The organism is Proteus faecis, from assembly GCF_030286765.1.
GTDB lineage: Bacteria > Pseudomonadota > Gammaproteobacteria > Enterobacterales > Enterobacteriaceae > Proteus > Proteus faecis.
This window is the reverse complement of sequence record NZ_JASVWV010000010.1, coordinates 150279-174245: the sequence shown is the minus strand read 5'-3', so window position 1 is coordinate 174245 and position 23967 is coordinate 150279. Positions and strand designations below refer to the sequence as shown.

28 protein-coding genes are annotated in these 23967 nt (G+C 41.0%); 25 read left to right on the top strand and 3 right to left on the bottom strand.

The features are described from left to right. Positions 1-329 precede the first annotated feature (329 nt). From QSH13_RS13700 to QSH13_RS13635, 14 genes are all read left to right on the top strand, one after another. A complete protein-coding gene (locus QSH13_RS13700) occupies positions 330-737 on the top strand; it encodes a hypothetical protein (protein WP_286039291.1) in 408 nt (135 codons plus the stop codon). Then, complete coding sequence (locus tag QSH13_RS13695; protein WP_036937620.1) at positions 734-1072, top strand: HNH endonuclease; 339 nt, start codon at positions 734-736, stop codon at positions 1070-1072. Before QSH13_RS13700 ends, QSH13_RS13695 begins: the two co-directional genes overlap by 4 nt. A 117-nt stretch (positions 1073-1189) precedes the next feature. Then, complete coding sequence (locus tag QSH13_RS13690; RefSeq protein WP_006537822.1) at positions 1190-1657, top strand: phage terminase small subunit P27 family; 468 nt, start codon at positions 1190-1192, stop codon at positions 1655-1657. After that, positions 1611-3344, top strand: a complete 1734-nt coding sequence (locus QSH13_RS13685) for a terminase large subunit (protein WP_161707258.1) — start codon at positions 1611-1613, stop codon at positions 3342-3344. Before QSH13_RS13690 ends, QSH13_RS13685 begins: the two co-directional genes overlap by 47 nt. After that, positions 3344-4612, top strand: coding sequence for a phage portal protein (locus QSH13_RS13680; protein ID WP_161750265.1), 1269 nt, complete (start codon positions 3344-3346; stop codon positions 4610-4612). The genes QSH13_RS13685 and QSH13_RS13680 overlap by 1 nt, the downstream gene beginning before the upstream one ends. Before the next feature lie 17 nt (positions 4613-4629). Further along, the gene (locus tag QSH13_RS13675) at positions 4630-5298 is read left to right on the top strand and encodes an HK97 family phage prohead protease (protein WP_004242476.1); all 669 of its coding nucleotides are present in this window, start codon (positions 4630-4632) and stop codon (positions 5296-5298) included. A 3-nt stretch (positions 5299-5301) separates the two neighbouring features. Then, entirely contained in the window at positions 5302-6468 is a 1167-nt protein-coding gene (locus QSH13_RS13670) for a phage major capsid protein (RefSeq protein ID WP_036937613.1), read from the top strand. Positions 6469-6506: 38 nt separating this feature from the next. Then, a complete protein-coding gene (locus QSH13_RS13665) occupies positions 6507-6806 on the top strand; it encodes a head-tail connector protein (protein WP_286039289.1) in 300 nt (99 codons plus the stop codon). Further along, positions 6806-7141 carry a phage head closure protein gene (locus QSH13_RS13660; protein ID WP_036937608.1) on the top strand — a complete coding sequence of 112 codons (336 nt, stop codon included), beginning with the start codon at positions 6806-6808 and terminating at the stop codon, positions 7139-7141. Before QSH13_RS13665 ends, QSH13_RS13660 begins: the two co-directional genes overlap by 1 nt. Further along, positions 7125-7598 carry an HK97-gp10 family putative phage morphogenesis protein gene (locus QSH13_RS13655; RefSeq protein ID WP_036937605.1) on the top strand — a complete coding sequence of 158 codons (474 nt, stop codon included), beginning with the start codon at positions 7125-7127 and terminating at the stop codon, positions 7596-7598. The genes QSH13_RS13660 and QSH13_RS13655 overlap by 17 nt, the downstream gene beginning before the upstream one ends. 5 nt (positions 7599-7603) lie before the next feature. Further along, positions 7604-7945 carry a tail completion protein gp17 gene (gene gp17 / locus QSH13_RS13650; RefSeq protein WP_036937602.1) on the top strand — a complete coding sequence of 114 codons (342 nt, stop codon included), beginning with the start codon at positions 7604-7606 and terminating at the stop codon, positions 7943-7945. A gap of 9 nt (positions 7946-7954) precedes the next feature. Continuing rightward, a complete protein-coding gene (locus tag QSH13_RS13645; RefSeq protein ID WP_036937600.1) occupies positions 7955-8620 on the top strand; it encodes a hypothetical protein in 666 nt (221 codons plus the stop codon). Between the two features lie 63 nt (positions 8621-8683). Next, positions 8684-9100 (top strand): hypothetical protein, encoded by a 417-nt coding sequence (locus tag QSH13_RS13640; RefSeq protein ID WP_036900961.1) that lies wholly within the window; start codon positions 8684-8686, stop codon positions 9098-9100. Positions 9101-9144: 44 nt separating this feature from the next. Next, positions 9145-9375 (top strand): phage tail assembly protein T, encoded by a 231-nt coding sequence (locus QSH13_RS13635; RefSeq protein WP_223231949.1) that lies wholly within the window; start codon positions 9145-9147, stop codon positions 9373-9375. A gap of 24 nt (positions 9376-9399) precedes the next feature. Here QSH13_RS13635 and QSH13_RS13630 read toward each other — a convergent pair whose 3' ends face one another. Beyond that, entirely contained in the window at positions 9400-9591 is a 192-nt protein-coding gene (locus QSH13_RS13630) for a YqaE/Pmp3 family membrane protein (protein ID WP_004242485.1), read from the bottom strand. Positions 9592-9717: 126 nt separating this feature from the next. Here QSH13_RS13630 and QSH13_RS13625 point away from each other — a divergent pair, with 126 nt between their 5' ends. From QSH13_RS13625 to QSH13_RS13580, 10 genes are all read left to right on the top strand, one after another. Further along, on the top strand, positions 9718-12996 hold the full coding sequence (locus QSH13_RS13625) for a phage tail tape measure protein (RefSeq protein WP_286039288.1): 3279 nt from the start codon (positions 9718-9720) through the stop codon (positions 12994-12996). Beyond that, entirely contained in the window at positions 12997-13593 is a 597-nt protein-coding gene (locus QSH13_RS13620) for a hypothetical protein (protein WP_286039287.1), read from the top strand. After that, the gene (locus tag QSH13_RS13615) at positions 13593-14174 is read left to right on the top strand and encodes a hypothetical protein (protein WP_286039286.1); all 582 of its coding nucleotides are present in this window, start codon (positions 13593-13595) and stop codon (positions 14172-14174) included. The genes QSH13_RS13620 and QSH13_RS13615 overlap by 1 nt, the downstream gene beginning before the upstream one ends. 382 nt (positions 14175-14556) lie before the next feature. After that, entirely contained in the window at positions 14557-14736 is a 180-nt protein-coding gene (locus QSH13_RS13610; RefSeq protein WP_072062631.1) for a hypothetical protein, read from the top strand. 3 nt (positions 14737-14739) lie between these two features. Continuing rightward, the gene (locus tag QSH13_RS13605; protein ID WP_273802529.1) at positions 14740-15228 is read left to right on the top strand and encodes a type II toxin-antitoxin system death-on-curing family toxin; all 489 of its coding nucleotides are present in this window, start codon (positions 14740-14742) and stop codon (positions 15226-15228) included. A gap of 98 nt (positions 15229-15326) precedes the next feature. Further along, positions 15327-15725 carry a DUF6950 family protein gene (locus tag QSH13_RS13600; protein WP_286039285.1) on the top strand — a complete coding sequence of 133 codons (399 nt, stop codon included), beginning with the start codon at positions 15327-15329 and terminating at the stop codon, positions 15723-15725. Then, the gene (locus QSH13_RS13595) at positions 15725-19387 is read left to right on the top strand and encodes a phage tail tip fiber protein (protein ID WP_286039284.1); all 3663 of its coding nucleotides are present in this window, start codon (positions 15725-15727) and stop codon (positions 19385-19387) included. The genes QSH13_RS13600 and QSH13_RS13595 overlap by 1 nt, the downstream gene beginning before the upstream one ends. Before the next feature lie 3 nt (positions 19388-19390). Then, complete coding sequence (locus QSH13_RS13590; protein WP_286039283.1) at positions 19391-19642, top strand: hypothetical protein; 252 nt, start codon at positions 19391-19393, stop codon at positions 19640-19642. Beyond that, positions 19627-19890: a hypothetical protein gene (locus QSH13_RS13585; RefSeq protein ID WP_286039282.1), complete on the top strand. Its 264-nt coding sequence runs from the start codon at positions 19627-19629 to the stop codon at positions 19888-19890. The genes QSH13_RS13590 and QSH13_RS13585 overlap by 16 nt, the downstream gene beginning before the upstream one ends. Continuing rightward, on the top strand, positions 19887-20528 hold the full coding sequence (locus QSH13_RS13580; RefSeq protein WP_239739516.1) for a hypothetical protein: 642 nt from the start codon (positions 19887-19889) through the stop codon (positions 20526-20528). The genes QSH13_RS13585 and QSH13_RS13580 overlap by 4 nt, the downstream gene beginning before the upstream one ends. Positions 20529-20695: 167 nt before the next feature. On the opposite strand, the gene QSH13_RS13575 is transcribed toward QSH13_RS13580, so the two are convergent. After that, positions 20696-21406: an RloB family protein gene (locus QSH13_RS13575; RefSeq protein ID WP_239739517.1), complete on the bottom strand. Its 711-nt coding sequence runs from the start codon at positions 21404-21406 to the stop codon at positions 20696-20698. Positions 21407-21410: 4 nt separating this feature from the next. Next, the gene (locus QSH13_RS13570; RefSeq protein ID WP_239739518.1) at positions 21411-22673 is read right to left on the bottom strand and encodes an AAA family ATPase; all 1263 of its coding nucleotides are present in this window, start codon (positions 22671-22673) and stop codon (positions 21411-21413) included. Between the two features lie 650 nt (positions 22674-23323). On the opposite strand from QSH13_RS13570, the gene cbrC reads away from it, so the two are divergent. Then, positions 23324-23914, top strand: a complete 591-nt coding sequence (cbrC, locus tag QSH13_RS13565; RefSeq protein WP_109398340.1) for a PF03691 family colicin E2 tolerance protein CbrC — start codon at positions 23324-23326, stop codon at positions 23912-23914. Positions 23915-23967: the final 53 nt, after the last annotated feature.

The following is a 23967-nucleotide window of genomic DNA, read 5'->3' as shown; positions in this document are numbered from 1 at the left end:
GATTGAAACGCTCAGAGCCTACGTTCAGAGTCAGTCAACGTCTGATTGATCTTTAAAGCCCTGCGGGCTTTTCGCCTTATATCCCCACCCGCATTGGGCGAGGGTTTACGGCGTTTTTCGCTAAAAATATAAGTAACTGTGCAAGAACGATGGCTAACTGGGGAGTTGGTGGTAGAAAGCAGTTACTACTAACAGCGAGGGAACGAATTCTTAAAGAAGCTCAAATCTATATTCCTGGTATTGAATAGCGTTCCTTAAAATTGAGGATATTGATTTAATTAATATCTAACGATGAATAGGCCCTAATGGCTTTTTTATTGGAGTTTATTATGTCAAACAAACAGATTAATTATGAGGCAATAGGTCATTGTGTTTACTTGCAAAAAGAAATATCGCAGCTAATTGAAGAGAGAAGCAACCTATATAAAGAATTCATAGCAATTTGTCATTCAGGGCAATTTCCTTATACAGATCCAAGAAACATAAAAATCATCGATTTAAATAGTATTGATAAGCCAGCTAAATTGCTAAAAAAAATACATGAGATAAATCAAACTATCATCACACTAGCAACCACTCATAATCAATGGGCGGATAAGGCTGATTATGAACATTATGTTATTAGTAGTGATAATTCTTTAGGTTTTAGTACGTCTAGTGACGTTATATTCAAAGGAATTATTACCTGCAATAAGCAATCATCAATAGAAGCTGATGTTGTCAGAAACAAAACATGAAAAAACGCAATGTCTATGGTGGTCGCTGGGCAAAGGTACGATTAGCGTTTCTTAATGAACATCCGCTCTGTGTCATGTGCCAAGAGCAAGGGCGCATTACTGCGGCCACAGTAGTTGACCACATTATTCCGCATCGTCTTAAAGAAGCGCTTGAATCAGGTGATAAAGAACGTATCGCAAAAGCCCAAGCTTTATTCTGGGATAAAAATAACTTTCAAAGCTTATGCGAACTGCATCATAACTCGACCAAACAACGTATCGAAAAGAGTGGCAAAGTCATTGGCTGTAATGCGGATGGTATTCCACTCGATCCCAATTCTCATTGGCATCAATAACACAATGAATACAGGGTGGGGGCGGGGTAAAAGTTCAGACACTTTCGCCCTGATTACCTAGCGCCCTCATTTGTGTGCACAACCGCGAAATGAAAAGTTTTTTTCTGGGAGGTTCCGATGGCAGGAAGACGCCCGAAACCGACCCACTTGAAGGTGGTCACCGGTAATCCGGGAAAACGAAAACTCAACGATAAAGAACCCCAACCCAAACGTGAAATTCCAAGCCCCCCCGAACATTTAACGGATTGGGGGAAAATGGCGTGGGCAAAATTAACCTTATTACTCGATGGAATGGGCGTTTTAACCGTGGCTGACACGCTGGCATTAGAACGGCTGTGTGATATCTACGCCGATATTCTTCAATTGCGAGACACCATTGCCATTGAAGGTCGGACATATACCACAAAAACCCAACTAGGGGATTTTTTAATTAAAGCGAATCCTGCCGTTGCCATGTTAGCTGATGCAGATCGCCGTTTTAAAAGTTATTTAGTCGAGTTTGGTTTAACTCCCGCCGCTCGTTCGAAGGTGAAGATGGATGGTGGAGAAGAAGAGGAAGATCCGCTCAACCAATATTTCGGTTGATCCCGCAACGCAATACGCGCAAGACGTGCATCAAGGCAAAATCTTAGCGGGGCCTGATATTCGTCATGCATGTGCACGTCATCTCAAAGACTTAAATGAAGCTGAGCAACGAGGATTAGTCTGGGATGTTGAGGCTGTCAAAAGGGTGATCGACTTTTTCGCGAAAGTCTTAAAGCTCAATGGCGGGGAGCATGAAGGGAAACCGTTTATTTTATTGCCTTGGCAATGCTTTGTGATTGGCTCCATTTTTGGCTGGAAAATGACAGACGGCACACGCCGATTTCGCATGGTGTACGTTGAATCAGGTAAAGGTTCAGGAAAATCCCCGATGGCAGGTGGCGTTGGGTTGTATTGTTTAGTCGCCGACAGTGAACCGCGTGCCGAAGTGTATGCGGCAGCCACGAAAAAAGACCAAGCCATGATTTTGTTTCGTGATGCGGTGGCGATGGTTGATCAATCTCCCGCATTAAGTCAGCGGATCACCAAATCAGGCGGAACAGGCAAAGAGTGGAACTTGGCTTATTTGAAAACGAGTTCATTCTTTCGCCCGATTAGTTCGGATGATGGGCAATCAGGGCCTCGTCCCCATTGTGCGTTGATTGATGAAATTCATGAGCATAAAAATAATACCGCCGTTGAGATGATGCGAGCGGGCACAAAAGGTCGGCGGCAAGCCTTGATATTTATGATCACCAATAGTGGCCATGATAAAACCAGCGTGTGTTATGACTATCATGAATACGGACGAAAAGTCGCCGAAGGCACTATCGAAGACGACAGCTTCTTTTCCTATATTTGCTCACTGGATGAGGGCGATGATCCCTTTAAGGATGAGTCTTGCTGGGGGAAAGCCAATCCGTCATTGGGCTACACCTTTTCTGATCGCTACTTACGCGAACAAGTGACTCAAGCCCGAGGTATGCCCGCGAAAGAAAGCATTGTGCGTCGGCTCAATTTTTGTCAGTGGGTGGATGCCGATAATCCGTGGATTAACAGTGAAACATGGATGCGATGTGAAAACACGTTCACATTCGATGATCTTCAAGGTGAAGAGTGTTATGGCGGATTGGATTTATCAGGAACCAAAGATTTAACCGCATTAGCCTTGTATTTCCCTCGTCTTAAACGTCTTTATGTCGAATTTTGGACACCCAAAGACACCTTATTGGATAGAGCAAAAACCGACCGAGTGCCCTACGACTTATGGGTAAGGCAAGGTTTTATGCATACCACGCCAGGGAATGCGGTGAGGTATGAATTTGTGGCAGAACGCATTGCTGAAATGGCGATGCACGTCAGCATGAGAGCCATTGCCTTTGACCCTTATCGCATTAAATACCTTGAACCCAAACTCGATGAAGCGGGTGTGACGGTTCCTTTAACTCCGCATGGACAAGGATATTACAAAGCTAAAGATTCAGGGCTATGGATGCCACACTCTATCGAACTATTTGAACAGCTCATTGATGACAAGAAGATTGAGATCCACACCAATCCTTGTTTGAGATGGAATGCCGCATCCGCTGTGCTTGAGGCTGACCAAAAAGATAACCGCGTCTTTGCCAAGAAAAAAAGCACTGGTCGAATTGATGGTGTGGTGGCATCAGCAATGGCGATTGGGGCTGCGGAAGGTGAGGTTGATGATGGCAACCTTGATGATTTTTTCTCTAACCCATTGAGTATGTGATGACAGATAAACAATATTCAATCGATTTGCGCACTAATCATGGTTGGTTTGCGCGTCTGGCTTCCTTCTTTGTTGGGGGAAGACTTGTGACACCTGAACAAGGTTCACAATCAGGAACTATCTCAGCGCAAGGCTCGCTTGGTGATTCTTCTGTAAATGATGAACGAATACTCCAAATATCCACGGTTTGGCGTTGTGTTAGCTTAATTTCGACGTTAACGGCTTGTTTGCCACTGGATGTGTTCGAAACGGATAAACAGGGAAATAGAACCAAAGTCGATTTAAGTCACCCATTGGCTCGATTACTGCGGTATTCACCCAATCAATATATGACCGCTCAAGAATTCCGAGAGGCAATGACTATGCAGCTTTGCTTTTATGGTAATGCTTTCGCCTTGATTGAGCGAAATAAAGTCGGTGATGTGATTAGCTTGCTTCCTCTGTTGTCTGCCAATATGGATGTACGCATGGAGGGGAAGAATATTATCTATAAATATCAGCGTGATCATGAATTTGCGAAATTTCAACAACACGAAATTTTTCATTTAAAAGGGTTTGGTTTTAATGGATTAGTTGGATTGTCGCCTATTGCTTATGCGTGTAAGACAGCAAGTACGGCCGTTGCGATGGAAGATCAACAACGAGAGTTTTATGCCAATGGGGCTAAGTCTCCTAAAATTCTGACAACGGGCGATAAGGTATTGAATAAAGAGCAACGTAGCCAACTTGAAGAGAATTTCAAAGAAATTGCGGGTGGTCCCGTTAAAAAACGATTGTGGATCTTAGAAGGGGGATTTCAAGCACAAGATATTGGTGTTAGTCCTCAAGATGCAGAAACAATGTCTTCCCGCAAATTTCAAGTCAGTGAATTAGCCCGTTTCTTTGGTGTTCCCCCGCATTTAGTCGGCGATGTTGAAAAATCAACAAGTTGGGGAACAGGTATTGAGCAACAAAACTTAGGTTTTCTTCAATATACCTTACAACCCTATATCTCCCGATGGGAAAACTGCATTGCGCGTTGGCTTCTAAAACCCCCCGAAGTGGGAAAATACCATGCTGAACATAACCTTGATGGATTATTGCGAGGCGATTCTACTTCACGCGCCGCGTTTATGAAAGCGATGGGAGAATCGGGGCTAAGAACTATTAATGAAATGCGACGGCTCGATAATTATCCTCCTCTTGAAGGTGGAGATGTCGCTTACCGGCAAGCACAATATTTACCGATTAACCAACTCAATAAAGAGCCTCACGAAAGTGGGGCTTAATTATTTATGGGGGTTCAATGCCTGATATTAGAAAAACACTGAATTTTGATGAAGCGGAAATCAAATTTACGGGTGATGGCACACAAGGCGTTTTCGAAGGTTATGCCTCTGTATTTAGTCATCAAGATTCCGATGGTGACATTATTTTACCCGGTGCGTTTAAGCATGTTTTAGATAAGCAAAAACAAAAAGTCGCTATGTTTTATAACCATCGAGTCTGGGAGCTTCCTGTGGGGAAATGGGAGTACATGGAGGAAGATCAAAAAGGATTACGAGTGAGAGGACAACTGACACCCGGTCATAGTGCGGCTCAAGATCTAAAAGCGGCAATGAAGCATGGCACGGTTGACGGGCTTTCTATCGGATTCGGTTGTCTGCGTAATGACTTTGAGCGAACACCTTCAGGTCGTATTTTTAAAAATATCTCCCTGTTACGTGAAATTAGTATTTGTACATTTCCCGCTAATGACCAAGCACAGGTTTCATCACTCAAGAGCATTGATGGGTTATTAACGATCCGAGATATTGAGGATTGGCTGAGAGAGTCAGCCGGTTTATCAAAATCAGAAGCAGTCGGTTTTATTTCCCGCTTCAAATCCGCTATTCGGAGTGAGTCCGATGACACTCAACAATCCCTAGTCGCATCCATTGTTAACCAAATTAATGCATTTAATCTGAAAGGATAGAATATGTCTGACTTAGCTATTATCCAAGAAGCCATCGAAGGATCACAAAAAAAGGTGCAAGAGCTCTTCGATGCACAGAAGAAAGAAATTGAAGCTACTGGCGCAGTTTCAAAGCAATTACAAACAGATTTAGTCTTAGTTCAAGAGGAATTAAAAAAAGCCGGTGAACGTCTGTTTGATTTAGAGCAGAAAGGGGCAACGAGCGCTGATGATCCTAATGTGAAAAAAGATTTTTCTGAGCGAGCAGCAGAAGCGCTGACAAAATCATGGAATGGGAGTCAGGCTTCTTATGAAGTGAAAACTTTTAATAAATCATTAGGCAGTGATGCGAGTTCAGCCGGTGTTCTCATTCAGCCGATGCAAGTACCGGGTATTATTATGCCGGGTATGCGTCGTTTAGTTATCCGCGATTTATTAGCACAAGGTCGTATTTCCAGTAACTCACTGGAATATGTACGCGAAAAATTGTTTACCAATAGCGCGGCACCCGTGAAAGAAAAGGTACAGAAACCAGAATCTAATCTGACTTTTGAAAAACAAACGGCAAATGTGATCACTATTGCTCATTGGATCCAAGCGTCTCGCCAAGTGATGGATGATGCTGTGCAGTTACAGTCTTACGTTAATAATCGCTTATTGTATGGCTTAGCATTAGTGGAAGAGGAGCAATTACTTAATGGTGACGGTACTGCGGATAATTTGACGGGGATTAATCATGTTGCCACTGCCTATGATACCACGTTGAGTGCTACGGGTGACACGCATGCTGATCTGATTGCTCATGCCATTTATCAGGTGACAGAATCTGAATTTAGTGCCTCCGGTATTATTTTAAATCCTCGTGATTGGCATGCCATTGCGTTAATGAAAGATAAAGAAGGGCGTTATATTTTTGGTGGCCCACAAGCGTTTACTTCAAATGTAATGTGGGGATTACCTGTTGTTCCCACAAAAGCACAAAAACAAGGCGAGTTTACTGTTGGTGCATTTGATTTGGCGTCTCAAGTATGGGATCGAATGAATGCAGTTATCGAAGTGAGTCGAGAAGATCGTGATAATTTCGTGAAGAATATGCTGACCATTTTGTGTGAAGAACGTTTAGCCTTAGCCCATTATCGCCCTCAAGCCTTAATTAAAGGAACTTTCCCAACGTCTGGAAGAAGTGCTTAAGTAATAGGTCGGGGTAGGTAACTATCCCGTATTACATCATGAATATCTTAGATGTCATTCCTCTTTCTTTATTAAAACAGCATCTCGAATACAGCGGTGATGATCGTGATGAGCAGATTCTATTTTATGCTCAAAGCGCATTAAATTATTGTTTGAGATGGTGTGATGAACCCACATGGAAATCACCTGATGATATCCCTTATGAAGTGAAATCGGCCATGCTTTTGGTGCTGGGGGATATGTTTGAACATCGAACCAGCCAAAGTGAAATTCTGTTATATGAAAATAAAGCAGTAGAACGATTGTTACTGCTTTGTCGAAATTGGCGAGGTAGTTAATGGATCCGGGACGATTACGCCACACTATTCATATTCAAAAACCAGTATTAGCGCCTGATGCCATCAGTGGCAATGATGTGATTTGGACGGATCATGCGACAAAAGTACGTGCAGCGATCATGCCTTATCAAGGGCGAGAATATTTTCAAGCTCAGCAAGTACAAAGTGAGGCCACAACGCGAATTCTTATTCGCTATATTGCTGATATTGATACCTCGATGCGTATTGTATGGGGTAAGCGAATATTTAATATTATTTCGATTATTGACCCTTATGAGCGTCATCGTGAGCTTCAATTAATGTGTAAAGAGGGCGTGAATGATGGGGGAGATTAAAATCAGTGGATTGTCTGAACTCGCTCAACGAATGCAAGACATCGCCCGCAAAACCAGAAATCAAAGCGCACGTAAGGCGATGAATGTAGGGGCTTCGGCGTTAAAAGAAGAAATCAAACATCGAGTACCTATTCTTAAGGAAACGGTGCCTCATCGACGCAAAGGCACCATCAAGCGCAATATTCGTTCTAAAACGAAAGTGCAGCGCAATGGGCAAGTTAAAACGCGCATTTGGGTGAAATCATTATCGGGTAAAAAGGTGTCTGCCTTTAAACAGGCAACGGGAAAAAGTGCGGCATTGAACCCGAATGATCCGTTTTATTGGTGGTTTGTCGAGTTTGGCACCGCCAAGATGCCCGCACAACCGTTTATGCGGCCCAGTTTTGAAGCGAAAAAGGAAGCGACGGCTAAAGTGATTGTTCAAACACTCAAAGGGGATATTGAAAAAGCAAGGTAGAGACCATGATACAGCAATTAAAAGAGACCCTTTCACCGCTTGTCGATGGAAGGGTTTTTTTTCAGGTATTACCCGAAGGCAAAGGGCATTATCCCGCCATTGTGATCCAGTTTGTCAGCATCACGCCTAACAGTGCGCTGGAGGATACGGATTTAGACAACTATCGTGTGCAACTTGATGTGTATGCGCCACAGCCACAACCCCTTATGGTCTTGCGTAAAAAGATTGAAACTCAGATTGTTGCGACAATCCCATTTGCACAACGGGTGAATGCGGTTTTTGGGTATGAAGCGGATGTCAAATTGCATCGGCTTGTTCTTGAATTAATGATTTCATCAGATAAATAAGGAATGGATATGGCAAAGTCAAAAAACCATAAAGCGACGCCTTTCCTCGGCACGAAGATCTTTGTGCAAACAGGCTTAGGGGAGGCGATGACCGTGACGGAAGCGACGTTATCACCCGCAACCATTACCATCGCCAATAATAAGCTGAAAGCGGATGACATGATTATGTTATCGGGTTTAGGGGAGTTAGATGGGCGTTTCCCCATTGCACAGGTTGATGGCAATAAAGTGACCCTGTGCGACGAAGTGGATTGGAGTGATAAAACGCTACCTACGGATTTTGTAAACGCCAAAGCACAACGTATTCAATGGTCTAATAATTTTTGTGCAGTAAAAAGCTTTAGCAAAGACGGTTCAACGACTGAACAAATCGATGTCACCACCATTTGCAGTGATGGCAAGGAATATGAATCTGGCGATACGGAATACGGCTCAATTAAATTGACCTTTTTCTTACGGTATAGCTCCAGTGAGGTGCAGCGACTCTTGCGTAAATATGAAAACAGCAAAGAAAAATTTGCGGTGAAAATGGTCTTAACGCGAGATGAAGGCTCCATGTTTTATTACGGCTCTGTCGAGACAGGTATGAACATTGATGGCAGTGTAGGGCAAATGATGGATTCGGGGATTTCGATTAAATTGTCTGGCCGTGATTATTTGAATGCGAAGAAATAACCCCTAATTCACCTCTTTCATTATTTCTCTTCTCCCTTCTCGATAAAAATCTTAGGAGTGATTATGTCTAACGCGTTATTGCGTGAATTAGTGTTAAACCAAGCACTGAAAGTGACGCCTTTTACCTATTTAGACAACACCTTTTATGTCAAAGAGTTGGATGTTGGCACCATGAATTACATTCAGCGCAAACTTCGCCAAATTAAAATCAAGCTCGCTGAGGCGCAGGACATTTATTTAGACGAAGACGATCCCGAACAATTTAATGAGGCGATAAATCGTGTCTACGATGAATATGATGTCGCCAGAATGTTGGCTTTTAAGTTGTGTGATGAAAAAGGGGAACTGCTTTTTGATGCCGAAAATGAAGAAGACTTAAAAGGTCTTAATCGTCTAGGGCAAGGGTTCTCTAATGCGGTGTTTACAGCAGAAGCGGGGAATAGCGAAAAAAACTTGGAGAACGGCGACAATTTCAATTGATATTGTCGCTGGCATTGGGAAAAACCCTCGCGGAAATCGAGCAAATGCCCGAAAGCCACTTGTGTGAATATGAAGCTTTTTATCGCAAACAACCCTTTGGTTTATGGCGAGAGGATTATCGGATGGCACAAGTGGCGCATCTTCTTGCGATGATAAATCGTGATCCGAAAACGTCTCCGCCTGAATTGATGGATTTTATGCCGATGTGGAAGAAGAAAATCACGGAAGAAGAGCTGTGGGACAACGTCACTGAGAGTGTATTAGCTAATCGATAGCCCCACATCAGTGGGGCTTAATCGTTAACCACCGCGAGACATTTTCTCAATTTTTTTATCCGTATTGTATTGAGAAAGCGCATAAACCGACCAGATAGCCGCAGGGATCCACCCAATTAAGGTGATTTGTAGGATAAGGCAGAAGATGCCAGCAAATGGGCGACCAATCGTGAAAAATTGTAACCAAGGTAGTAATAACGCCAGAATAAGTCTCATAAAACCCCCTCTATTATTCGAAATTTCAGTTTATCAATAATTAAATCAATAGCAAATAACAAGGAATATTGCATTTATTCAGGGTGAAAGTTTGCTTTTGTAGTGTTCATACCAAGGATTGAATTTATGGCGGGAGCATTAGGTAGATTAAATATTGATTTGACGCTGAATACGGCAAATTTCACAAATGCGATCAACCGTAGTCAGCGCCAAACAGAACAATTTGGGCAAAGTATTCGCGTCAGCCTTCAAGCTATCACCGTACAACAAGAGCGAATGGTATCGCAAACCGCAAAATCTTCGGCGCTTTTTGCCCGTTTTGCGAGTGTCACCGCAAGTGCATTATCCATTCATCAAGTAATTAATTATGCTGATAGTTGGACGGAATTACAGAACCGCTTAAAACTGGTGACAGAAAGTTCTGTCGAGTTAAATAAAGCCACACAAGCGGTCTATGATATTGCCCAAAAAACCTATCAATCATTGGATGCCACAGCACAGGTTTATCAACGTTTTGCGGATAATGCCGATCGCTTAGGCTTAAGTCAGCAAAAAGTCGCTGAACTCACGGAAACCGTCTCAAAAGCCGTGGCGATTTCAGGAGCGAGTGCAACCGCAGCCCAAGCGGCATTAACTCAATTTGGTCAAGCATTAGCCTCGGGTCAGTTACGTGGCGAAGAGCTAAATTCAGTGATGGAGCAAACCCCTGCGTTAGCGAAAGCTATCGCTGACGGAATGGGTGTCAGTGTGGGCGAACTAAGGAAGAAAGCCCAAGACGGTGAAATGACGATTGAGAAAGTCATTCAAGCCTTAGAGCGTGCAGCCGATAGTGTGGATAAAAAATTCGCCACCAGTGTGACAACGGTTAGCCAAGGTTTCACTAATCTTCAATCGGCGATGACCAAATTTATTGGTGAAGCGAATCAAGGTACAGGTGCGACTCAGCTTTTTACCACAGGGATGATCACTCTTGCCAATAATCTATCGTTAGTGGCTAAAGTGGTTGAAGGAATTGCAGTTACGGCATTGGTAGCAAAGCTCTCTCAATGGACGAAAGCCACTTATCTGAAAAATCAGACAACGTTGAATGAAGCCAAAGCCACATTACAGAGTGCAGAGGCAAACAGTGTGGCAGCAACCAGTGCCGTGAGGAAGGCATGGGCGGATAAAGAAGCCGCTACATCGGCGCTCAATAGAGCCAAAATGGAATATCAAGTTGCTAGAGGCACTAACGCGGAAAAAATAGCACTTGATAACCTTATCGCCACAAAATCACTCGCAAGAACAGCCTCTCTAAATTATACACAGGCATTAACCGCCGAAAACGTTGCTCAACGCGCATTAACAACCGCTCGGCGTCAATCAACGGTGGCGGGGCGAGCACTTAACAGTGTTATGGGATTAGCGGGTGGCCCTATTGGATTAGTGTTGACGGGTGTTGTGGCATTGGGCATGGGATTGTATGAATACAGCGAAAATGTCAAACAAGCCAAACTCGAATCGATTGAATTTGCTCATTCCCTTGATACATCAACAGAAGCGTTAAACAAAATGAGCAATGCCACGTTAGTGGCGAATTTAAGCAAAGTTTCATCGGGCATTAACGCGCAATTGGAGAAAATTGAGGAAATTAAACAACAGGTTATTTCCTTACAAGGTTTATCGAAATACAGCGTTGAGAGTGAAAAGGCGTTTACTGAACAAGGAGTGGGGGATTTATACCTTAAACGAGTGGCTGAAAAGCAAAAAGAGCTTGATGCTGCGATGGGGATATATGCAGAGCAAGTTAATAACTTAGAGCGTCAGCGAGCCAATATGCAAAATATGTTGGCGACACTCAAAGAAAAAGTGGGCGATCAAGCCCCTGAATATAAACGCTATGCCACTGAGTTACAAAATGTTGATGCCGTTATCAATTCACTTAAGGCGAGTTTAAAGAGTTTAGGCATTGAATATGAATCACTCATTGATATCACGCTTCAGGCGACAAATAGCCAAGTGAATGCCGCCACGGCGATTGCTAAACAGATTGATGAATCGATTGAAAAATCGCAACGTTCAGTGGCAAAAGCGCAAGCCACAGGGAAGGCATTAGCGAAATTAAATGCAGAAGATGTATTGGCTTCACGCAAAATTACGCCAGATATGCAAGGCTACGATAAGGCCTTACAAGCTGAAATTGAGGCACAACTGGCACTGCAAGCCAAACGGACGTATAAGCCCAGCCACAAATCCACCATTGATTATGCCAAGCAATACACCAAAATCTTAACGGAATTAGAGGAAAAACAAGCCTCACTGATTGCGGATGGACAAAGTATTCAGCTGTATGGCACTACCTCTTCCTTTAATGAATACACATCCGCCTTAGCTGATATCAAACAGAATAAAGATAAGTTTGATGCCATCTTAAAAATCGATCCCAAAGCGATTGAGACGATAAAAGAAAAAGCGAAAGCCATTGATGATCTGGCGCGTGCCAACTCGGTTGCGCAATTTGCTTATGATCGCGGTAAAGAAATTGAGCAGATGCAATTTGAAACCACCTTGATAGGAAAGACACGCGCAGAGCAAGAAAAGCTTAATGCCCTTCGTCAGATTGATGTGCTGTATCAGCAAGCCAGTGTGGATTTAGGCGAAAAAGAGCTGGTGAACTTACAACGTAATGTCGAACTCACTAAACAGCAGATTGAGGAAGAGCTAAGGAAGCGAGAGGCCATGAAAGGCGATCCGATGGCGGGATTAAAACAAGGTTTATCGGATTTCAGTGAGTCGGCTATGGATGTAATGGAAAACGTCAGAAATGTCACCACCAATGCCCTTAATAATATGTCTGATGCGTTAGCCGATTTTGCTTTAACGGGGAAAGGAAGCTTTAAAGATTTTGCCAATGCGGTGATCTCCGATATCACTCGAATGGTGATGAAAATGCTGATTTTCAAAGCCATTGAAGCAGGCGGGCAGGCAATGGGCTTTGATATGGGATGGATGAGCAAAGGGCATGCTTACGGTGGCTATACGGGGCATGGCGGGAAATTCGAACCTAAAGGGATTGTACATGGTGGTGAGTTTGTTTTTACCAAAGAAGCGACGGCTAAATTGGGTGTCGGCAATCTCTATCGCTTAATGCATGCGGCGCAAGGTTATGCTTCAGGTGGCTTTGTGGGGGCGGTCGCAGGGCGAATGCTGGTTACAACACCCCAACCGACGTTAGCCCGTGCAGGCGGTGTGCAAATGACGGTCGTTAATCATATTACGGTGACAGGAAATGGTGACGCTGTACTTGCGCAGGCAATGAAAGAAGCAGCACAACAAGGTACAGAAGCTGGTGCACAGAAAGCTCACGCGATGATGTTACAAGACTTTCAAAGTAATGGCGCAGCACGTAGAACATTAGGAGTTTAAATGTCTATTCTTGAATGGCCAAAAGAGGTGATCCCCACACAGGAAAACTGGCAATTATTGAGTAACAGCAAAACCTTTACCTCGCCGTTTAATGGAAGTAGTCAAACGGTGCGCTTTCCGGGAAGTCGTTGGCGTTGTGAGCTGACATTCAATAATTTAAATGAAGAGAAATCGCGCCAGTTAGAAGCGCTGGTGGCTTCATTGGATGGCATGTCGGGGCGAGTCAAAATAACCAGTTGGATAAGAAAAGGGCGTTATGGGTATGGTTCGCCTCGTGTTGCAATACCCAGCCAATTGGGGAATCGACTAGAAACAAAGGACTGGAAGCGCAATATGCGTGTATTACAGCAAGGGGATCGCTTAACTGTGGGCAATGAACTCAAAATGGTGGTGGCGGATGTGGTCAGTGATAATCAAGGCCGTGCGATTATTCTTATTTCGCCGATGTTAAGAACGTCACCTACCGTCAATGAAATGCTCGAGGTTGAGCGTCCTTTTGGAGTATTTCGGCTCGTTGATAATGAACAGGGGAAGTTTCAGCATCGTCGCTTGGGGTATACCAATATCACGTTATCTTTTGAGGAGGTGTTGTACTAATGCAATATCACCCATTTTCTGACGGTATGGTAAAAGCAATTAATGAGGGGGCTTATATCGTTTTAGCCGCCAGACTCGATTTGAAATCAGGCGTCACCTGTGCGCATACCGGTGTTGGGCAACTGCTTATTGCGGGGGAAACTTATTTAGGTGTAGGAAGTTTAGGCGAAATCAGTCAGCTGAAAGAAAACAAGACAACCAGCCCACCACAATTACAGCTTAAATTAGCCGGTTTTGATAAATCGCTGGTGGGAATGGTGATGAATGAGCAAAGTCGAGGACGAGAAGTGCGGTTGATGATGGTTGCCATCGGTGAAGAGGGAAAACCGCTTCTTGCTGAGGTCTTATTTGTCGGACAAATCACATCTATCAATGTGGTGTCTGGCGAAGAAAATGCCGTATGTGTTAATGTTTCTAATCGATTCGAGCGATGGTCAATCGGGTTACCCGATAGATTCACTGATGAATCTTGGTCGTCAAGAAGGCAAGGGGATCGCATCTTTCGTTATGTCGCTCAAATGGCTGAACGGGCGATTTATTGGGGCAGTAAGAAAGATGCACCTGCATTTATTTATAAATAATCTTATTGCTTTGTTAAACCCACTTTTGTGGGTTTTTATTGCATAAACAAGAGGAACTGTGCCCTTTGTTGTTTCATGAAAGAGCTAAATTTATCCTTGTTAGAAGATATCAGCGTTGGGAGTATAGATAGGTAATTGATGCCAAAAACTACATTCATATACCTTTATAACCGCAAAAAAACAAGCTTTAGTTGATAAATCTGGGTTGTAATGGCGACAAGATGACTCTATTATGAATAGGCCACTGGTCGAAAAGGTTCACAAAAAATAATCCAGTACCCACTAACAGTGTGGGTGATTTTTTACATGCAGAGTAATTGCAATAACCTCAAAATCGTCTATTTTGTATATATGCCAGAGATCCTGGTAAGAGGATATTTATATGAGTCACGCACTGAGAAAGGCTAGTCGTTTAGATATACCGCCTCGTGACAAAAGTAAAGTTGCGTCTCCTAGAGCAGTAGTTGGATATAATTGCTCACACAAAGATCAAGTGAAAAATGCTTTCAGTCTTGGCTTTGAGCGTTATGAGACTGCTATGGATAAATTATCTAAGGTGTGATAGATGTCTAGGGAGTTTGGTTATCATCTTGACGGCGTGAATTACTTATCTGTTGATGACATAATTTATATCAATGAAGTTCTTATTAAAGCACAAACGCCAGATGAGCCAATCCAAGTTTTAAATCAAAGCAATCTAGAATCGTCACAAGCCAGACCTGGCGTAATAAGATATTACGAACAAACAGAGGATATGTTTAGACTATCCTCTGTTCTTATTGAAAGCCTTATCCAAAACCATCCATTCGCGAATGCTAATAAAAGAACAGCCATGATGTGTGGTTATGTTTTTTTATTGATAAATGGTTATGAGCTTACTGCACCAAGTGATGATATGGTTGATATTGCATCTGGTTTAGCCACTAAAGATTATAGTTGTGAGGATCTTGAGAATTGGCTGTATCATTGGTCTAGGACTTATGACACAGTAGAATTATGTAATCCTGATTTCGGGAAACTATGTTGTGGTGTAATCAAATTAAAAAATATCTGATATTACGCAATTGAAACTAACCCACTTCGGTGGGTTTTTTATTGCCTGAATTTCACCATGCCTCTTAACTGAGGTTTTTTGCTATTTAAGGTCAGTACATGAAACAACCCAATTGGACACTTAAATTATCTGAAACCATAAGGGCGGCGATGAGTCGCCCTTTTTCATGGGGTGAATTTGATTGTTGTATTTTCGCCTCTGAATGTATTTACGCACAATGCGGTTTCTCTCCAATAAAGCCTTATCTCAATCACTATAAAACCAAAGCCGAAGCCTTCAACTTGATCAAATCTAAATTTGGCTCCTTAGAGAAAGCCGTATCACGCTATTTCAAATCCATTGAGATTGAGCGGGTTCAGCGTGGCGACCTCGTACTGTTTAAAGGTGAGGACGGTGACAGCTTAGCCGTGGTCTGGGCGGGGCATTATTGGGGCGTAACCCCAGAAGGCGTGAAGCCGGTGCAGATTAACCCAATCAAAGCGTGGAGAGTGGAATAATGGGTGGGAGTGGTGGATTAATTTCAAAAGTCGTGGGTGCTGGCTTAATGATTGCAGGGCTATTTACCGGAGGCGTCACCTCGGCGATGGGCATGGCACTGATGGCAGCAGGCGTTGCGGTTCAAGTCGCGGGTTCGCTTATCTTTAAGCCTAAACTGCCTTCCATGAATTATCGAGATACGGGTGAACGCAAACAGATGTTACGTTCATCGTCTGCGCCTGAAACTGTGATCGTCGGAAAAACAGTGATATCGGGTTTGCTTTTCTTTGCCGAAGAAGAGGCGGGTGAACAAGATGAAAACGAAAAAATCACACTGACATTGGCTCTGGCAGGGCACCCCATAGAGAAAATCGGGAAGATTTGGTTGGGTGATGATCTCATTGAGACGTTTGGTGATAAAGCGTCATGGGAATTACATAACGATAGGGAAGATGTAGATCCCTTTATGCTTAAAAATTGCCCATCATGGAAAGAGGATATGATTGGTCGAGGTCTGGCGTGGTTACGTGTGACACTCACGTTTGACCAAGAAAAATTCCCTTATGGATTACCCAATGTGAAATGTGAAGTCTGGGGAAAACATCTTTTTGATCCTCGCACTGGGCAAACAGCATGGAGTAACAATGGTGCCTTAGTGATTTTGGATTATTACCGTCATTATTTAAAAGTGCCTGATACGGATATTGATTTTGACAGCTTTAAACAGGCGGCCGATTTATGTGATGAAAAAGTGAGTCTACCAGAAGGCGGATTTGAGTCGCGATATACCCTTAATGGTGCCTATGACTTAAATGAGAGTCCATCGAGTGTCTTGGAAGCGATGCACAAATGCATCAACGCGGAACTGACATTCACCGCAGGAAAACACGGTATTCAAATCGGCGCATATTATGGGCCGGCAATAAAAACCATCACTGAATCACAATTGATTGGCACCGTCACCTGTACCCCTGAAACAGGCTTAAAAGACGCCACCAATGCGGTGTATGGCACGTTTATTGATGCCGAACAGTTATACACAAAAACCGATTTCACGCCTGTGATTGTGGACGAATGGGTGAAAGAGGATGGCTTAGAAATTCGAGAGAATATCGACTATCGTTTTGTCACCAGCCCTTATCAAGCCCAACGATTAGCTCGCCAATATCTTCGCAAAAAGAAAGCCGGAAGACGGGTTCAATTGACCATGAACTTAGACGGCTATGCTTATCGTCCGGGGGAAGTTGTGCTTTTAGAATTACCTTCTTTGGGGATTAGTGGGCTGGAATTTCGTATTGCCGAATGGTCTTTTCATGCATTAGACGGTGTGGCTTTAACGTTGGAAGAGGATGGTGCCTATTTATATGAGGATGTGATTGGCAAACCGTTTGAGCGTCCGCCGTTTGTGAGTTTACCCACTGGCGGTGTTGCTTCACCTATTAATCTTACCTTTGTTCCACTTGCAGTTAGTGACATCGTACAAGGTACACTTTCTTGGCAGAATGTTGCTACTGATGTGCGCTATAACACCGTCACTATTCTTCAAGAAGGCAACGTTATTCAATCTATTCAGGTACCAGCTGAACGTGTTGATATTAACGGATTAGCGCGAGGGATTTATCGTGTTGAAGTCAGAGCAACAAACGTTGCCGGCGCAATGTCGGCACCTGCTATCAGTGACTTTGCCATTCAAGCACCACCATCTCCTGAGCATATTGATGTTACTTCTGGCTTATTTAATCTGACCATTGCACCGAAACAAGGCGATAGTGCTGTCTTTGGTTATACCTTTGAGTTTTGGTTTAGTGAGGAAAAGCTCGCTGATCTTTCTGAAAATGAAGTGATCACCAAAACAAATAAAGTTGGCCAAGGGAATTTCTGGACGCAAGAGAATTTAAAAGCAGGACATACGTATTATTTTTATGTTCGAACAATCAACAGCTATGGCAAATCACCTTTTGTGGAAGCTTCAGGTACTTGCTCTTCTCAAACCGATTTAATTCTTGAGGAATTAGCGGGTCAAATTAGTCGAGATCAACTCGCGCAAGACCTATTGGGCGAAATTAATAGCAAAGCTGACCAATCAGCTATTGTTGAGTTAAACACGCAAGTGAAAGCGAACCATGATGCGATTTTAGCAGAGCAAGTTGCAAGAGGTGCGGTAATTAACCAAGAGCAACAAGCTCGCGCTGAAGCTGATAAAGCGGAGGCTCAACAACGCCAATTCTTAGCTACACAACTTCGTGGTGATTATACTGGCAATGATTTATCGAAAGTCACCGCAGGACTCATTTCCGCCGAGAAACAAGCGCGTGTTACAGGCGACCAAGCGGAAGCCAAAGCCAGACAGTCATTGGAAACACGGATGAATGGGAATGTTTCTGCGATTAATCAATCACTAGAAACCCTCACCTCGAAACAGCAAGCACAATCGAAAGATATTTCAGCCCTCAGTTCAACACTGAAGGGAAAAGCTGATAGCAGTGCGGTAAATGCGTTAAATACGCATGTGTCTAATCTCGATGGCAAAGTCACCTCCGCAACCTCTCAAGTACAAGCGTTATCCAGCAAATTAGATACAGTGAAAGCCGATTTAACGGGATCTGTGGTGGTGGATTTAGATTTATCGAAACTCAATGAAAACACCTATTATCCGGTGATTTTGCCTTTAGTGACCTCTCATCGTTATGCTTTTAAGGTTTTTAGAACATTAGGGCAATATTCAGACAATAAACCCAGTTATGCGACTCACAGCACCAAAGGTTTTGCCGTGATTGTGGAATGGCAAGTGAGTGCTTCTGGATGGGGAACACAGTCTGAAAACCGCATCATTGATAATTTTGATTGGCGATGGACAAATCAATCTCCTGTGATGGGACCCGCTCAATTAATAAATGGTTCTGTGGAATATATTTATTTGCGGGGAGGGGCAAAATATCAGTTAACTAAACACAAAAGTGTTAACCATCAAATTATCACCAGCACTTACACCAATAACAAACAATCGGTAGCGCCGAAAGGGTTTGTGGCGAATGAAGTGCCTAAGTCCAGCGAACAGAAAGCCAATGCAACGGCGAATGCGGTAAGCCAACTTGAAACCAAAGTGACCGAGGTTTCAGGTAAGGTGACCTCGACCGCTCAGCAAGTCACTCGCTTAGAAAGCCAAGTGGGTACAAGTTCAGCCAAAATCGAGCAAACTTCGAAAGTGGTCACAGACATAAATGGCAAAATTTCGGCATCATGGACAATGAAAGTCCAGCAGGATAGCAAAGGGAATAAAGTCATTACTGGCATTGGCTTAGGGTTTAATGCGCAAGGAAATAGCCAATTTCTGGTCAATGCTCAAAACTTTGCGGTGATATCGTCATTAAACGGCAAAGTGGTGACGCCTTTTGTTATTCAAAATGGACAAGCTTTTTTCAATGATGCGTTATTTAGCAAGGCAACCATTGATAAATTATCGATAGGTAAAAAAATCACATCCACTAATTATTCAGCTGGCAAGAAAGGATTTAATATTGATGCCACAACAGGGAATGTAGAATTAAATGATGCGGTATTCCGTGGACGGTTAGATATTAACTCAGGAGGAACAAAAGGGCGGTTAGTGATCACAAATAATACTATTTATGTTTACGATGAAAATAATCAGTTAGCGGCAAAAATAGGTTATTTAGGGTAGCGTATGAAGTTTATTATTTTAATTACAGCATTATTATTGTCAGGGTGTACCTCTGGATATAAGAAAGTCGATTGCCAAGGTGTTTATCAAATAAAAACATTTCACTATCAACAACCTGTATTGGTAAAGTTTGATAAAAAGAGAGAAACCATTAAAGGGTCTCTTTATCATGCTGTACCTCAATTAGGATTTAAATTCTTGGGAGGATGGGTATCTCCTGATGCCGTAGAGGACTTTTCATGTCGTGGGGAATAGAGATATATGAAAAAGGAAAGCCAATAAAAATCACAGGGCGTTCGTTTATTTTTGACCAAATAGCGGCCACTCAAAATGGCAGTAAAACTTATAATAATATTCCTAAAGGGCGGTCATTGGCCGCCTATATTGTAGCTAGAAATCGAGGATCTTATTTCACTGTTAGAGTCGAGAATAATAAAATCTCGTGGAATTCTCTACGCGGTAGCCAATCGATTAATGGAATTATTATGGTACTAATTAAATGAGTAAATATGGTGCATTATTTTTTAATCAGGGCATTACCGAAGAATTAACACCCTATGAATCAGCCGTATTTTTAAAAAAGATAAAAACCAAGCCGGGAATAATTAAAGTTATCGAAGGTAATAATAATGCAGTGCCACTTATTTTTATTCGAGTTCTTAATTCTTCTAATCCATCATTAGGTGGATTATCTGAAGTAATTTATGAGAACAATGCGTGGTGTGTGAATTTAATCGATACTATTCAAGGTAATTCAGCAGAATATGAGCTTTATGTATTTGTGAAGTCTTCTTATCATATTTCACTTCATCCTCAAAAATGGGGAATCCAAATCTATCATAAAGGTGTTATTACACACGCTTCAAGTCAAAGACCGCTTAATTTATTAGAGGGAAATAACTTTGTTCTCACAGGAAATAATTGGAGTGGCGTGAATGTCGGTTTTCCCTGTGCAGTATTAATCACAACAATTGGGCATATTGGTATGATGGATTCGATGGGAGGAAAAACGATTAGAGTAACTCTTTGTGGACGAGGCAATCGTATTATTCCACATTCCATGATAGTGGCTGGACAAATGTCAACAACCTCACTAGGAAAGCAGTATTTTTATATTGATGTAAGGGAGTATGGTGAATAGAAAGAGTTTAGATAGTTAATTTCGTTTTGATTATTAAATACCTATAATTTAAATTAAAGAAATTATAGTATGTGTTTATTGTGTAATATAAGTATATTTTAAACTTAATTATAGATTATTATGCTAGAGAAAAAATTATGGCTCATAATTCTTAATGAGCCATAAGATTATTTTTTATTATCTTTGATTTGTTGATTTAGCTTTAACAGTCTACTGATAAGTATATGAACTTTTGTACTCGGGTTATCTGAGCCAGTATCTTCTACTTCTTTGCAACAGCGTTCAGCTTTTCCTATAACTTCTTGTAAATCCTTGGATTTTAAGTCAGAAAGTGTTTTGTGAAATATGCCTTTGGCTCCTTTTTGATAATCTTTAATATATTTTCTTAATTCTTTAATAATTTGGTTACCAGAACTATTGTTCGGTAAGTTTTTATAAGCTCTAGTAGTATAGGTATAGTGAAGTAAAAGCCAAAATTCGAAACATGGTACTGAATTAATAGCTATCCAAGTACTAGATGGCTTATTACTTCTACTTATATTATCTAATGCTGTTAAATAATCACTATGTGCATCTTTATCTATTACAATATAAATTTCATCATATGGAGCACCTATTTCTATTTTTTCTTTCTGTAGTTTTTTTGCATACCTGACCACACTCATAGGACTTGAGCCACAATCTCCGGTAATATCTATAACACTAGCAGTTAATAAGTTAAAATATTCAATTATTTCATTAAAATAAATTGGTTCAGTTTTTAACCCCTCACAAACAATTAAAATTTTTGATAAAGGTTCTTTATTTCCTTTTGTCCTTTTTAGTGTTTTGGCACTTTTTGCAGCACGTTTTTTTTTAAATAAATCTTCGCTACCCATTAATTTAATTTCCTAATTTTTTAATTGAAGGTAATGCACCATATCGGCCATCAAGATATGAAGCCTCTAGATTTTCTCTTCCTTTTCTTGGACTATAGTCAATCAATGGGTAAATATTCGTTTCATTTTTATCATTTTTTTCACAGAACCAAATTTGATCTCTTCTAAATACATTTTGATTCATAATTGATGTTTCATGTGTTGAGAAAATTAATTGAGCACCATGTTTATTTAAAGTTGGGTCATTAAATAATGTGACTAAATAGCTAACAATTTTAGGGTGTAAAGCATCATTTAACTCGTCAATTAGCAAGGTATAACCATTTTCTAGAGCATCTAACCATGGGCCAGCCAAAGAAAAAAGTTTCTGAGTTCCATGCGATTCTTCTTCAAGTTTAAATTTAACAGGTTCTTTTTTATCATTAAAATGGATTGTGGAGATATCATATACATCTTCATTTTCCATGCTTGAAATAATAACTTTTTTAAGTTCTTCAGGCATATCTTCAGGAAGTTCTGAAGGATTAAATTTTTCTTTTGTAACAATGATATCATCAATTCCGATATCAGCAGATTTTAGAAATTTTAAGATTTCTGATTTAAATTGATTTGTACAACAAGAAGCAGAATAATGTTTTGACCAACCAGAAACTCCAGTTAATTTAATGTTTTTCTGAAACCATGTGAATACTGGTTTTAGTTGTTCACTGTTCAATTGTACTGCAGTAGATAAAAATAAAGCATTATTCCGAGTTGATTTTTGCCAAAGTTGTTTTTCTCCAAATAAAGAAGAACCGAAGTCCCAGTCAAATTCAGAGTTATCTTCATTCCATGATCTTTCAAACCACTTTTGAGGTCTACCTTTAGGGTATGCAAATAACCATTCATCAATAATCTGTTGTTCTGTTGCAGAAAACCCATATTGGTATCGAATATTATTATGAATAAAAATAATTTCAAATTCAGAAGGTGAATTAATTGTATCGGACGATAGTTTGAATGCTTTTACGGGTAAAGAATCCCCAGCTTGGTTGTGTGAAGCCGAGTGCAGTACGATATCAACCATGGATCTGAAAGCCAATAGAAGATTGGATTTTCCAGCAGCATTTGCCCCATAAATTACAGCAGACTTTAGGATTCCTAGATTAATATTGCCAGCTACATTAAAAATATTTTCTTCTAGTTCTTTGGATTTATTAGCGACAAGTGAAAATGTTTGTTTTTTCTTAATCGAAAGGTAGTTTTCAACACTAAATTCAATAAGCATTTTTGATTCCTTTTTTATCATATGACTTTATTGTAGGTCTCTACGGGGTTTTAGTCACGTTAAAATTCAATTAAAGTTCCCTTTTTGACAAAAATTACCATAAATTCGGTTTATTTTGCTTCTCGTAAGCGATTAATGCTCGATTGTATGTTGGATATTATAACAACAATGTTTGAAAAATTGAATATTCTTCGTGTTAGCCATTGTTCAATATGGCTAGGATGTATAATGCTACACCATGTAGGTTGAGGGAGTATGGTGGGTAATGCAACTAATTGTCAGTATGATGTTTTATCAATAAGTGTAAGAGAAAAAATCAGGACACCAATAAGACTCCAGAAATTTATAACTAATTGATTATATAAATCGGTCGGTTCCATCGAGCATCGGCGCAACAGAGAATCTGTTCAAATTATATGTATTTGAATGGCGACTAATATCATGATTTTCTGTTGGTTTATTGAGTTCTATATTTTCTGACATACTGTAGTTCTTTCGTCTATTTAGGCGTTGATTATCTCTAATTTATAAAGGAGATAAAATGAGGGCGCATTATAACATAGAGAATAACTAACGCATGGTGGATCTGATGTTAGAATTGCTTTACTGAATCTAATATGCGTCGTTAGAAAAACAAAATGAGAAAATATATGCCAGCAGAAAAAAGAGCATTACCTTATTTTAAATATCATCCAGATCCGATAAAGACAGGGGCTTTTATTACAGGTGATATTGTTGTATGTGATTGTTGTGGAAAGGAAACTGATATCTATTATGGTAGCCCTTTTTACTCAGTAGAAGATATTGATGCACTATGTCCGTGGTGTATTGCTGATGGTTCTGCAAGTGAAAAGTTTGATGGTGAGTTTCAAGATATTACAAGCATTGAAGGTGGAGAAGTTCTCTATGACGAAGAAGGGGAGTATTGTGGTTCTACTTTGCCTCCTATAGATAGAAACAAACTCGATGAATTAACAAAACGGACGCCTGGTTATCATGGCTGGCAACAAGAACATTGGCTAATACATTGCGATGAACCTTGTGCCTTTATTGATTATGTAGAATGGGACGATATCAAAGATAAATTAGAACAATTTGCTTCTTTAGAACAAGATATTCAAGACATTGGTTTTGAACTTTCTGATTTATCAGAGCGCTTATGGGATGATGGTGAATGCCAAGGTTATTTATTTAAATGTTGTTGTTGCGGAAGTTTACGTCTACATATCGATTTTAGTTAATAAATATTATCCAAAAATATCAAGCCTCTTTTTTAGAATATAGGTTTGATATT

Bases quoted from the DNA above. Each gene is read 5' to 3' on its own strand.
- QSH13_RS13700 (WP_286039291.1), top strand. From the start codon at position 330: ATGTCAAACAAACAGATTAATTATGAGGCAATAGGTCATTGTGTTTAC.
- QSH13_RS13695 (WP_036937620.1), top strand. From the start codon at position 734: ATGAAAAAACGCAATGTCTATGGTGGTCGCTGGGCAAAGGTACGATTA.
- QSH13_RS13690 (WP_006537822.1), top strand. From the start codon at position 1,190: ATGGCAGGAAGACGCCCGAAACCGACCCACTTGAAGGTGGTCACCGGT.
- QSH13_RS13685 (WP_161707258.1), top strand. From the start codon at position 1,611: ATGGTGGAGAAGAAGAGGAAGATCCGCTCAACCAATATTTCGGTTGAT.
- QSH13_RS13680 (WP_161750265.1), top strand. From the start codon at position 3,344: ATGACAGATAAACAATATTCAATCGATTTGCGCACTAATCATGGTTGG.
- QSH13_RS13675 (WP_004242476.1), top strand. From the start codon at position 4,630: ATGCCTGATATTAGAAAAACACTGAATTTTGATGAAGCGGAAATCAAA.
- QSH13_RS13670 (WP_036937613.1), top strand. From the start codon at position 5,302: ATGTCTGACTTAGCTATTATCCAAGAAGCCATCGAAGGATCACAAAAA.
- QSH13_RS13665 (WP_286039289.1), top strand. From the start codon at position 6,507: ATGAATATCTTAGATGTCATTCCTCTTTCTTTATTAAAACAGCATCTC.
- QSH13_RS13660 (WP_036937608.1), top strand. From the start codon at position 6,806: ATGGATCCGGGACGATTACGCCACACTATTCATATTCAAAAACCAGTA.
- QSH13_RS13655 (WP_036937605.1), top strand. From the start codon at position 7,125: ATGATGGGGGAGATTAAAATCAGTGGATTGTCTGAACTCGCTCAACGA.
- gp17 (WP_036937602.1), top strand. From the start codon at position 7,604: ATGATACAGCAATTAAAAGAGACCCTTTCACCGCTTGTCGATGGAAGG.
- QSH13_RS13645 (WP_036937600.1), top strand. From the start codon at position 7,955: ATGGCAAAGTCAAAAAACCATAAAGCGACGCCTTTCCTCGGCACGAAG.
- QSH13_RS13640 (WP_036900961.1), top strand. From the start codon at position 8,684: ATGTCTAACGCGTTATTGCGTGAATTAGTGTTAAACCAAGCACTGAAA.
- QSH13_RS13635 (WP_223231949.1), top strand. From the start codon at position 9,145: ATGCCCGAAAGCCACTTGTGTGAATATGAAGCTTTTTATCGCAAACAA.
- QSH13_RS13630 (WP_004242485.1), bottom strand. From the start codon at position 9,591: ATGAGACTTATTCTGGCGTTATTACTACCTTGGTTACAATTTTTCACG.
- QSH13_RS13625 (WP_286039288.1), top strand. From the start codon at position 9,718: ATGGCGGGAGCATTAGGTAGATTAAATATTGATTTGACGCTGAATACG.
- QSH13_RS13620 (WP_286039287.1), top strand. From the start codon at position 12,997: ATGTCTATTCTTGAATGGCCAAAAGAGGTGATCCCCACACAGGAAAAC.
- QSH13_RS13615 (WP_286039286.1), top strand. From the start codon at position 13,593: ATGCAATATCACCCATTTTCTGACGGTATGGTAAAAGCAATTAATGAG.
- QSH13_RS13610 (WP_072062631.1), top strand. From the start codon at position 14,557: ATGAGTCACGCACTGAGAAAGGCTAGTCGTTTAGATATACCGCCTCGT.
- QSH13_RS13605 (WP_273802529.1), top strand. From the start codon at position 14,740: ATGTCTAGGGAGTTTGGTTATCATCTTGACGGCGTGAATTACTTATCT.
- QSH13_RS13600 (WP_286039285.1), top strand. From the start codon at position 15,327: ATGAAACAACCCAATTGGACACTTAAATTATCTGAAACCATAAGGGCG.
- QSH13_RS13595 (WP_286039284.1), top strand. From the start codon at position 15,725: ATGGGTGGGAGTGGTGGATTAATTTCAAAAGTCGTGGGTGCTGGCTTA.
- QSH13_RS13590 (WP_286039283.1), top strand. From the start codon at position 19,391: ATGAAGTTTATTATTTTAATTACAGCATTATTATTGTCAGGGTGTACC.
- QSH13_RS13585 (WP_286039282.1), top strand. From the start codon at position 19,627: ATGTCGTGGGGAATAGAGATATATGAAAAAGGAAAGCCAATAAAAATC.
- QSH13_RS13580 (WP_239739516.1), top strand. From the start codon at position 19,887: ATGAGTAAATATGGTGCATTATTTTTTAATCAGGGCATTACCGAAGAA.
- QSH13_RS13575 (WP_239739517.1), bottom strand. From the start codon at position 21,406: ATGGGTAGCGAAGATTTATTTAAAAAAAAACGTGCTGCAAAAAGTGCC.
- QSH13_RS13570 (WP_239739518.1), bottom strand. From the start codon at position 22,673: ATGCTTATTGAATTTAGTGTTGAAAACTACCTTTCGATTAAGAAAAAA.
- cbrC (WP_109398340.1), top strand. From the start codon at position 23,324: ATGCCAGCAGAAAAAAGAGCATTACCTTATTTTAAATATCATCCAGAT.